This window comes from Micromonospora sp. AMSO12t, assembly GCF_008806585.1.
In the GTDB taxonomy this organism is placed as follows: Bacteria; Actinomycetota; Actinomycetes; order Mycobacteriales; family Micromonosporaceae; genus Micromonospora; species Micromonospora reichwaldensis.
The window spans coordinates 1-4,616 of sequence record NZ_WAAS01000384.1 but is presented as its reverse complement, the minus strand read 5'-3'; the positions used below and the strand labels follow the sequence as shown (position 1 = coordinate 4,616).

Annotated in this window: 1 protein-coding gene and 1 pseudogene; both read right to left on the bottom strand. The window is 75.0% G+C overall.

Features of this window, described 5'->3' with window-relative positions; translation table 11 throughout:
* Positions 1–2,981 (bottom strand): amino acid adenylation domain-containing protein (locus F6X68_RS30825; RefSeq protein ID WP_151457545.1); only part of this gene is annotated, 2,981 nt, incomplete at its 3' end.
* 59 nt (positions 2,982–3,040) lie between these two features.
* Positions 3,041–4,616 (bottom strand): annotated as a pseudogene (locus F6X68_RS30820) (amino acid adenylation domain-containing protein); the annotation flags it as partial.

The following is a 4,616-nucleotide window of genomic DNA, read 5'->3' as shown; positions in this document are numbered from 1 at the left end:
CGCGCGGCGTGCGTGCCGGGCGGGGGGAGCGCGTTGCGGTCGATCTTCCCGCTGCTGGTCAGGGGGAGTTCGGTGAGCGTGACCCAGTGGGTGGGGACCATGTACTCCGGCAGCCGCGCGCGCAGGTGGGCGCGCAGGGTGTCGGCGTCGACGGGGTGGCCGTCGGCGGCGACGAGGTAGGCGACGAGCTGCCGGTCGTCGCCGGGGCCGTGCGGGTGCACGACGGCGGTGCGGACGCCGGCGTGGTCGGCGAGGGTGGCCTCGATCTCGCCGAGTTCGATGCGGTTGCCGCGGACCTTGACCTGGTGGTCGAGGCGGCCGAGGTACTCGATCGTGCCGTCCGGGCGCCAGCGGGCCTGGTCGCCGGTGCGGTAGGCGCGTCCCCCGTCGTCGGCGGGGATGAAGCGTGCGGCGGTGAGCGCCGGCCGGCGGTGGTAGCCGCGGGCCAGCTGCACGCCGGTGAGCAGGAGCTCTCCGGGTACGCCGACGGGGACCGGGTTGCCCCAGGGGTCGTGGATGTGGGCGCCCGTGTTGGCGATGGGGCTGCCGATGGTGACGGTCTGCCCGGGGTGGACGCGGGCGGCCGTCACGTCGACGGCGGCCTCGGTGGGTCCGTAGAGGTTGTGCAGCTCCACGTCGAGGTGGGCGTGCACGGCGGCGGCGAGGTCGTCGGGCAGCGCCTCGCCGGAGCAGACGACGCGGCGCAGGTGGGGCAGGGCGGTGCGGGTGGCGGCGAGGTGGCCGGTGAAGGCGCGCAGCATCGAGGGCACGAAGTGGACGGTGGTGATGCGCCGCCGGACGATGGTCTCGGCGAGGTAGGCGGGGTCGCGGTGCCCGTCGGGGCGGGCCATGACGAGGGCGGCGCCGGTGGTCAGGGGCCAGAAGAACTCCCACACGCTGACGTCGAAGGTGTGCGGGGTCTTCTGCAGGATCCGGTCGGTGTGGTCGAGCCGGTAGGTGTCCTGCATCCAGCGGAGCCGGTTGACGATGGCGCGGTGGTCGACGAGGACGCCCTTGGGGCGGCCGGTGGAGCCCGAGGTGTAGATCAGGTAGGCGGGGCTGCGGTCGTCGGTGGTGACGCCGGGTCGTCCGGCGGGTTCGTCGGCGAGCGTCGGGTCGTCGAGGTGGACCCGTGGGCCGGGGGACCAGTCGTGCTGGTCCGGGACGTCGACCAGGGTGACGGGGTCGCCGGCGTCGGCGAGCATCCAGCGCAGCCGCTCGACGGGGTGGCCGGGGTCGAGCGGGAGGTAGGCGGCGCCGGTCTTGAGCACGGCGACGAGGGCCACGGCGAGGGCGACGCGGCGTCGCGCGCTGACGGCGACGATCCGTTCGGGTCCGGCGCCGAGGGCGATCAGCCGGTGGGCGAGCTGGTTGGCGCGGGCGTCGAGCTGGGCGTACGTCAGCTCCTCGTCGTCGTCGAGCACGGCGACCGCGTCCGGGGTGGCGTCGGCCTGCGCCTCGATCAGCCGGTGCAGCAGCGTGTGGCGGGGGTGCTCGACGGCGGTGTCGTTCCAGGCCGCGAGCTGGGCGGTCTCGGGTTCGGTGAGCAGGGGCAGCCGGGTGACCGGGGCGTCCGGGTCGGTGGCGACGGCGCTCAGCAACCGCTGGTAGTGCCCGGCCAGCCGCCGCGCGGTCGCGTCGTCGAACAACGCCGTCGCGTACTCGACGACGGCGGAGAAGGAGCCGTCCGCCTCCTCGGTCACCTGCATGGTCAGGTCGAACTTGGCGGTGTGCCAGAGCGTCGGCACCTGCCGCGCGCGCAGCCCCGCCCCGGCGAAGTCGGCCGCCGTGGCGTTCTGCATCACGAACATGGTCTGGAACAGCGGGTTGCGCGACAGGTCCCGCTCCGGGGACAGCGCGTCCACGATCCGCTCGAACGGCACGTCCTGGTACGACTGCGCGTCCAGCACCGTCTCCCGGACCCGGGCCAGCACCTCGACGAAGGTCGGCTCGCCGGACAGGTCGGTCCGCAGCACCAGCGTGTTGACGAAGTACCCGATCAGGTCCTGGACCTCGGGGCGGGTACGCCCGGCGACCGGGGTGCCCACCGCGACGTCGGTCTGCCCGGTGTAGCGGGCCAGCAGCACCTGGAACGCCGCCAGCAGCACCATGAACGGGGTCGCCCGGTGCCGCCGCCCGATCGAGGCGAGGGCGCGACCGAGGCCGGCCGGCACGGTGAACGGCAGCGTCGCGCCCCGGGGGTCCTGCACGGCCGGGCGCGGCCGGTCGGTCGGCAGCTCCAGCGGCACGAGGCCGGCCAGCCGGTCGCGCCAGTGGTCGAGCTGCCCGGTCAGGCCGGCCGCCCGGTCCCGCTGCCGCACCGCGAAGTCCGCGTACTGGATTGGCGGCGGGGCGAGCGGGGACGGCTCGCCGGCGACCAGCGCGGGGTAGAGCGCGCCGAGTTCCCGGGCCAGCACGCCGACCGACCAGCCGTCGAACGCGATGTGGTGGGCGACCAGCACCATGACGTGCTCGTCCTCGGCGAGCCGGACCAGCCGGACCCGCAGCGGCGCGTCCCGACCCAGGTCGAACGGGGTGTTCGCCTCGTCCCGGATCAGCGAGTCCAGCCGCTCCCGCCGCTGCGCCGGGGCGCAGCCGGTCAGGTCGACCACCGGCAGCTCGACCGGCTCGGGCGGGCCGACCACCTGGCTCGGCCGGCCGTCCACGACCCGGTAGCGGGTCCGCAGCACCTCGTGCCGCCGGACGACCTCCCACCAGGCGTCGCGGAGGGCCACCGGGTCCAGCGGGCCGGTCAACCGCCAGCTGAACGGCACGACGTACTCCGCGCCGCCGGGCCGGATCTGGTCGAGCAGCCACACCCCCTGCTGCGGGTAGGACAGCGGCAGCGGGCCGGTCGGCCGCCGCGGTGAACTCGGGGTGGCCGGCGACCGGTCCGGGGCCCGCCCGGCCAGCAGCGCCTCCACCAGCGCCCGACGACGGGCGTCGGTCGAGGTCGGGGACGGGTCCTCGGGAGTCGTCATTCCTTGCCCACCTGCGCCAACATCGTCTCCAATTCGGACTCGGACATCCCCGCCACCCGTTCCTCGACGGCCCGCTGGAGCACCGTCGCCAGCTCCGCCACGGTCGGTGCCTCGAAGACCGCGCTGACCGGCAGGTCGACCGGGAACCGTTCGTGCAGCAGCGCGACGACCTGGGTGGCCAGCAGGGAATGACCGCCGAGGTCGAAGAAGTCGTCGTGAATCCCGCAGCGGTCGACGCCCAGCACCTCGGCCCACACCTCGGCGACCGCCCGTTCCGTGGGGGTACGCGGCGCCACCGCCGGTCCGTCGGTGACCGGGCCGGGCGGGGCGGGCTCCGGCAGCCGCCGACGGTCGACCTTCCCGCTGCCGGTCAGGGGCAGCTCGTCGAGCGTCACCCAGCTCTGCGGGACCATGTGCTCCGGCACCCGCTCGGCCAGGTACGCGCGAACCGCCCGGTGGTCGGCCGGCCCGGCTCCGGCCGGCAGCAGGTACGCGACGAGCTGCGGGCCGCCGACCGCGCCGTGGTGCACGTCCACCACGGCGGCGCGGACGGCGGGATGCTGGCCGAGCACCGCCTCGATCTCGCCCAGCTCGATCCGGAAGCCCCTGATCTTCACCTGGTGGTCCCGCCGGCCCAGGTACTCGATGCTGCCGTCCGGCAGGTACCGGGCCCGGTCGCCGGTGCGGTACATGCGCTGTCCGGGCCGGTCGGCGAACGGGTCGGGGACGAAGCAGGCGGCGGTCAGTCCCGGCCGGCCGAGATAGCCCCGGGCGAGCTGGATCCCGGCGAGCACCAGCTCCCCGGGCTCACCGACCGGCACCGGCCGCAGCTCGTCGTCCACGATGTACGTGCGGGTGTTGGCCACCGGCCGGCCGATGGTCACCGCCTCGCCGGGCAGGCAGCGGGTGCTGGTCACCTCGACCGCCGCCTCGGTCGGCCCGTAGAGGTTGACCACCTCGCAGTCGAGCCGGTCGTGCGCCGCGGCCACCAGGTCGGCGGGGAGCGCCTCGCCGCTGCACAGCACCCACCGGATCGACGGCAGGCTGGTCCGGCCGGCGGGCAGCACGTCCAGGAACGCGCGCAGCATCGACGGCACGAACCGGATCGAGGTGACCTGCCGTTCGGCCACCACCCGGGCCAGGTACGCCGGATCGCGGTGCCCGCCGGGACGGGCCGTCACCAGCGTCGCCCCGGTGGTCAGCGGGGAGAAGAGCTCACACACCGAGACGTCGAAGCCGTACGGCGTCTTCTGGAGCACCACGCCGCCGTCGGCGCCGAGGGCGTCCGGCATCCAGCGCACCCGGTTGACGATCGCGCGGTGCTCCACGACCACGCCCTTCGGGCGGCCGGTGGAGCCGGAGGTGTAGATGACGTAGGCGGCGTTGGCCGGACCCACGACCGGCTCCGGGGCGCCGTCCGGCAGCCCCCGGTGGTCGTCGTCGACCCGGATCGGGGCGCCGGTGGCGGCGGCCAGCGGCTCGTGGTCGACGCCCGGGCCGGTGACGACGGTCGTCGCCTTCGAGTCGGTCAGCAGGTAGCGGATCCGGTCGGCCGGCTGGTCCGGTTCCACCGGGAGGTAGGCGCCGCCCGCCTTGAGTACCCCCAGCAGCGCCACCACCAGGTCGACCCCCCGG